This is a genomic window from Mycobacterium sp. NAZ190054, assembly GCF_001545925.1.
In the GTDB taxonomy this organism is placed as follows: Bacteria; Actinomycetota; Actinomycetes; order Mycobacteriales; family Mycobacteriaceae; genus Mycobacterium.
Genome location: NZ_LMVQ01000273.1, coordinates 1 through 5,035 on the forward strand (window position 1 = coordinate 1; position 5,035 = coordinate 5,035).

6 protein-coding genes and 1 pseudogene are annotated in these 5,035 nt (G+C 69.1%); 2 read left to right on the plus strand and 5 right to left on the minus strand.

Annotated features, from left to right (window positions below; genetic code table 11):
- The 5 genes from ASJ79_RS18530 to ASJ79_RS18550 all read right to left on the minus strand — a co-directional run.
- The coding region (locus ASJ79_RS18530) for an urease subunit alpha (protein ID WP_231750917.1) at positions 1-1,658 on the minus strand (1,658 nt) is incomplete at its 3' end.
- A 92-nt stretch (positions 1,659-1,750) separates the two neighbouring features.
- Complete coding sequence (locus tag ASJ79_RS18535) at positions 1,751-2,065, minus strand: urease subunit beta (protein WP_067958227.1); 315 nt, start codon at positions 2,063-2,065, stop codon at positions 1,751-1,753.
- 10 nt (positions 2,066-2,075) lie between these two features.
- Complete coding sequence (locus ASJ79_RS18540; RefSeq protein WP_067958229.1) at positions 2,076-2,378, minus strand: urease subunit gamma; 303 nt, start codon at positions 2,376-2,378, stop codon at positions 2,076-2,078.
- Positions 2,379-2,446: 68 nt separating this feature from the next.
- A complete protein-coding gene (locus ASJ79_RS18545; protein ID WP_067958231.1) occupies positions 2,447-2,851 on the minus strand; it encodes a PaaI family thioesterase in 405 nt (134 codons plus the stop codon).
- A 194-nt stretch (positions 2,852-3,045) separates the two neighbouring features.
- The gene (locus ASJ79_RS18550) at positions 3,046-3,816 is read right to left on the minus strand and encodes an iron reductase (protein ID WP_067958234.1); all 771 of its coding nucleotides are present in this window, start codon (positions 3,814-3,816) and stop codon (positions 3,046-3,048) included.
- Between the two features lie 230 nt (positions 3,817-4,046).
- Here ASJ79_RS18550 and ASJ79_RS18555 point away from each other — a divergent pair, with 230 nt between their 5' ends.
- Together ASJ79_RS18555 and ASJ79_RS18560 are read left to right on the plus strand one after the other, a co-directional pair.
- Entirely contained in the window at positions 4,047-4,463 is a 417-nt protein-coding gene (locus tag ASJ79_RS18555; protein ID WP_067958236.1) for a BlaI/MecI/CopY family transcriptional regulator, read from the plus strand.
- Positions 4,464-4,477: 14 nt separating this feature from the next.
- Positions 4,478-5,035: pseudogene (locus ASJ79_RS18560) on the plus strand (amidohydrolase); the annotation flags it as partial.

Genomic DNA, 5,035 nt, shown 5'->3' on the forward strand with positions numbered 1-5,035 from the left:
CATTCGCCAAGAACGTCACCGCGATCGAGCGGGCCAAGAGCGCCGCCGGGGTGACCATCGCGGTGGGCGGCGAATACGACGACAGCGAGGGCTATTTCGTGCAGCCGACGGTGCTGCTGTCCGACGATCCGGTCCGCCAGGCCGTCCTCGATCGCCTGCGGGGCGACGAAGTGCAGCGACGTCGCGGCGGCCGCGGCCGGCGCCGCACCGAACATCGGGCGCGGGAGCACCGGCTGCGGGGTCGGGATCGACGCGTTCGCGTCGCCCATCGCCGCCCACGCGATCATCCCGCCCTTGACCACCGCGTGCGGGCGCACACCGAAGAACGCCGGCTCCCACAGCACCAGGTCGGCGAGCTTACCGACCTCGACCGAGCCGATCTCGTGATCCATGCCGTGTGCCACGGCCGGACAGATCGTGTACTTGGCGACGTAGCGCTGCGCACGGGCGTTGTCGGCGACGGTGTCCCCGGGCAGGAAACCACGGCGGCGCTTCATCACGTGCGCGGTCTGCCAGGTCCGCATCACCACCTCGCCGATGCGACCCATCGCCTGTGCGTCGCTGCCGATCATCGAGATCGCGCCGATGTCGTGCAGCAGGTCTTCGGCGGCGATGGTGGACGGCCGGATCCGGCTCTCCGCGAACGCGAGGTCCTCGGGGACGCTCGGGTTCAGGTGATGGCACACCATCAACATGTCGAGGTGCTCGTCGAGGGTGTTGACCGTGTGCGGGCGGGTCGGATTGGTCGAGCTCGGCAGCACATTGGGATGGCCTGCGACGGTGATGATGTCGGGTGCGTGCCCGCCACCGGCGCCCTCGGTGTGGTAGGCGTGGATCGACCGGCCCTTGACCGCGGCCAGGGTGTCCTCGACGAACCCTGCCTCGTTGAGGGTGTCGGTGTGGATGTTGGCCTGCACTCCGGCCGCCTCGCAGATGGTCAGGCACGCGTCGATCGCCGCCGGGGTGGTCCCCCAGTCCTCGTGCAGCTTGAAACCGGCTGCGCCGCCGCGTAACTGCTCCCACATGGCCTCGGCGCTGACGGTGTTCCCCTTCCCCAGCAGCGCGATGTTGAGGGGCCACGTGTCGAGCGCCTCCAACATGCGTGCCAGGTGCCAGGCTCCCGGGGTGACGGTGGTGGCCTTGCTGCCCTCGGCCGGTCCGGTGCCGCCGGCGATGATCGTCGTGATGCCGCCGCCGAGCGCCTCCTCCATGATCTGGGGGCAGATCAGATGGACGTGGCAGTCGATGGCGCCTGCGGTGACGATGCGGCCGTTGCCGGCGATGACCTCGGTCGACGGGCCGACCACCAGGTCCGGATGCACACCCGACATGATGTCCGGATTACCGGCCTTGCCGATCGCGGTGATGCGACCGTCGCGAATCCCGATGTCGGCCTTGATGACTCCCCAATGGTCGAGAATCACCGCCCCGGTGATCACGGTGTCGGGCGCGCCGTCGGCGCGGGTGGCGCGTGACTGCCCCATCGACTCGCGCAGCACCTTGCCGCCGCCGAACACCGCCTCGTCGCCGGCCAGGCCGGGTCCGCCGCTGCGGTCCTCGGTGATCTCGATCAACAGATCGGTGTCGGCCAGCCTGATGCGGTCGCCGGTGGTCGGGCCGAACAGTGCCGCGTACCGCGGGCGGGACAACTGGGTCATCGGTGCCCTCTGCTCTTCGCGCAAGCGCTCATCGGTGTCCTCTGCTCTTCGCGCAAGCGCTCATCGGTGTCCTCTGCTCTTCGCGCAAGCGCTCATCGCGCATCCAATCTTCCCGGTGGATTCAGACTCAGGCCGTGCACCTCACGGGTTCCCGCCAACGGAACCAGGCGGACCTTCTGGGCCACGCCCGGTTCGAACCGGATCGCGGTGCCCGCGGGGATGTCGAACCGGTGCCCGTGCGCGGCGGCGCGGTCGAACTCCAACGCGCTGTTGGCCTGCGGCACATGGACGTGGCTGCCGACCTGAACCGGGCGGTCGCCGGTGTTGACGATCTCCAGTTCCAGCCGTTGCGCCCGCGCGTTGATCTCGATGTCGCCGTCGCCGAAGACGATCTCCCCAGGTATCACTGCATCAGCCTCACGCGATCGGGTGGTGGACGGTGACCAGCTTGGTGCCGTCCGGGAAGGTGGCCTCCACCTGGACGTCGTGGAGCATCTCGGGGACGCCGTCCATCACGTCGTCGCGGGCCAGGACCGCTCGACCGCTGACCATCAACTCGGAGACGGAACGGCCGTCGCGGGCGCCTTCGAGGATGTGGTCGGTGATCACCGCCACGGCCTCGGGGTGGTTCAGCTTCAGCCCGCGGGCCTGGCGGCGGCGGGCGAGTTCGGCGGCATACGACAGCAGCAGCCGTTCCTGTTCATGCGGCGTCAAACGCATAGTGCGCGATATTGCCATGGCGCACCGCAGTCAGCAGCGCAGGCTACGCGTCGGTGCCTGATTCGCCGCTACGCGTCGGTGATGTTCTGCAACCGCACCTGTCCGCGCGCGACCACTCGCTCGGCGTCGTCGGTGATGGTGATCAACCACAACTGCTGGCGCCGGCCGCGGTGGATCGGCGTCGACGTCGCCGTGACGGTTCCCGACCCGATCGCCCGGAGGAAATCGGTGTTGTTGTTCACGCCGACAACGGTGCCGCCCCCGTGCTCGGACAGCCAGACGTGGCCGGACACGCTCGCCATGCTCTCGATCACCGCGCAATACACGCCGCCGTGCACGATTCCCCACGGCTGCAACAGCTTTTCGGTGATCTCCAACCGGGCCCGTCCGCCGTCGGGTGTCATCTCGAGGTAGGTCAGCCCGAGCACTTTGTCGAAGCCGTCGCCCAGGCTCTCCGGAACTGCAGTCGTCACGCGTCGTGTCTACACGCCGGCGACGGCGCCGGCGCGCGGGGGTGGCCCGCGCAGGAAACCACACCCGGGAAGGCGGAAGGGCCCCACACCATCGGCGTGGGGCCCTTCCTTCGGTCGGACCGGGGGTCTCTGCAGCCCTCAGGACTCCGGCGCGGTCCGTTGGTTCCGATGAACAGAGGATAGGCAAGCCTTGCCTAATTAAGCAAGACCTTCCCGGTATTCATCCGGGAAGTCCCGCGCACCGGCAGCCCGAAACCGACCAGCGCGTCGAGCACGGCCTGCCCGCGGCGCATGCTGACGACCTCGCTCGTGCCGGCCAACAGCGGGATCTGGGTCGCCGCACTGACCGCGGTGGCGCCAACGGTGTGCCACATCGCCGGCACGGTCAACGCGCCCGCGCTGACCGCGGCGAGCTTGTCGAAGATGGGCCCGAGGGAGCAGTGACTGCGGTGGGCGACCCAGGTGGTCAGGGCCGCCTCGCTGGGCAGCGCGACGATGCCGTCCTGCGCCGAGCGGTTGTCGCGGCGCCGCGCGAAGACCGGATCCTCCGGCAGCGCGCGCAACGTCGGGTCGACCACCCCGACCCAGTCGATGGCGCCCTCGGAGTCGACATGGACCCACAGGTTCTCCAGGCCGGTGTCCCAGGCCCGGCCCTCGACGGCCAACAAGGGGATCACCCGTCCGATCACGACGTGGGCGAAGGTGGCCGCCAGCTGCTGGGCCACGGCGGTGCGGCTTTCCGTCTCGGCCACACCGGCCTCGAACATGGTGTGCAGGCGGTCTGTGGTCAGGATCTCGGCCAGCGGCCACCACCGGCGCCGCGACAGATCGCTCATCACGGCGACCCCGTAGACGCGGGGGCACTCCCGGTAGAGCTCCCGGAGCCGGCGGCTCGATTCGTGTATCGGCAGCGCACGCCTGACTGCCATGCTCGCGATCAGCGGATCCTCGACGAGAACCGTCATGACACCTCCGTCCTTGGGTTAGGTTAGGCTTACTATAGTCATGGGCGCGGAGGCGGCCAGGCCCTGTGAGCGGGTTCACAGAACAGCGCGGACGTGCCGTCGAAGCCGGTGGGCGCCCGCTTCCGAGAGCGTGTTTCGCGAGCGGTGGCGAGTGGCGGTAATTTGATACGACACGCGGTAGTAAGCGCGTAGTACGCTTTGACCTACTGTCGGCAGGAGATGAACGGAAGATGGCCAAGCTGACGAGGCTCGGGGAACTCGAGCGTTCCGTCATGGACCACCTGTGGTCCGCGGGTGAGCCGCAAACCGTGCGCCAGGTGCACGAAGCCCTGGCTGCCCACCGCGACCTCGCCTACACGACGATCATGACCGTGCTGCAGCGCCTCGCGAAGAAGAACCTGGTGGTGCAGCACCGCGACGACCGCGCGCACCGATACGCGCCGACCCACGGCCGCGACGAACTGGTCGCAGGCCTGATGGTGGACGCACTCGACCAGGCCGCCGACTCCGGCAGCCGGGAGGCCGCGCTGGTGCATTTCGTCGAGCGCGTCGGCGCCGACGAGGCGGCCGCGCTGCGGCGCGCCCTCGCCGAGCTGGAAGACAAGCACCGCACCCCGGGACCGGCTGGCGATTCGGGTACCGCCTGAGAGACACTTACAGCGTGTCCGCGCTGGCCTTCACCATCGTCGCCCTGCTCCTGTCGGGGCCGGTGCCTGCGATGCTGGCGCGGGCGTCGTGGCCACTGCGGGCGCCCCGCGCGGCGATCGTGCTCTGGCAGTCGATCGCGCTGGCCGCGGTGCTGTCGGCATTCTCCGCCGGGATCGCCATCGCGAGCCGGCTCTTCGTGCCCGGCCCCGACGGCAGGCCCACCGCCACCATCGTCAGCGAGATCGACGTTCTCGGCTGGCCGTTGTGGACCGCGTACGTGTTCGTGTTCGTCGTGACGCTGATCATCGGCGCCCGGTTGATCACGTCGGTGCTGCAGGTCGCCATCGCGACCCGCCGCCGGCGTGCCCACCATCGGATGGTCGTCGACCTGGTCGGTTCCCATGACTCCCGGCACCGCGCCGGAAGCGGACTGCGCATCCTCGACGTCGCCGAACTCGAAAGGGCGGTCGGTGAACTCGGACTGCGCGGAGTGATGATCGACGACCACGTGAACGGGCACACCTACGACGAGGCGCGCTTCGACGGGTTCTGGGAAGCCGCCGAAGAGCTC

Coding starts and splice junctions, on each gene's coding strand:
- ASJ79_RS18555 (WP_067958236.1), top strand. CDS start 4,047: ATGGCCAAGCTGACGAGGCTCGGGGAACTCGAGCGTTCCGTCATGGAC.
- ASJ79_RS18540 (WP_067958229.1), bottom strand. CDS start 2,378: ATGCGTTTGACGCCGCATGAACAGGAACGGCTGCTGCTGTCGTATGCC.
- ASJ79_RS18550 (WP_067958234.1), bottom strand. CDS start 3,816: ATGACGGTTCTCGTCGAGGATCCGCTGATCGCGAGCATGGCAGTCAGG.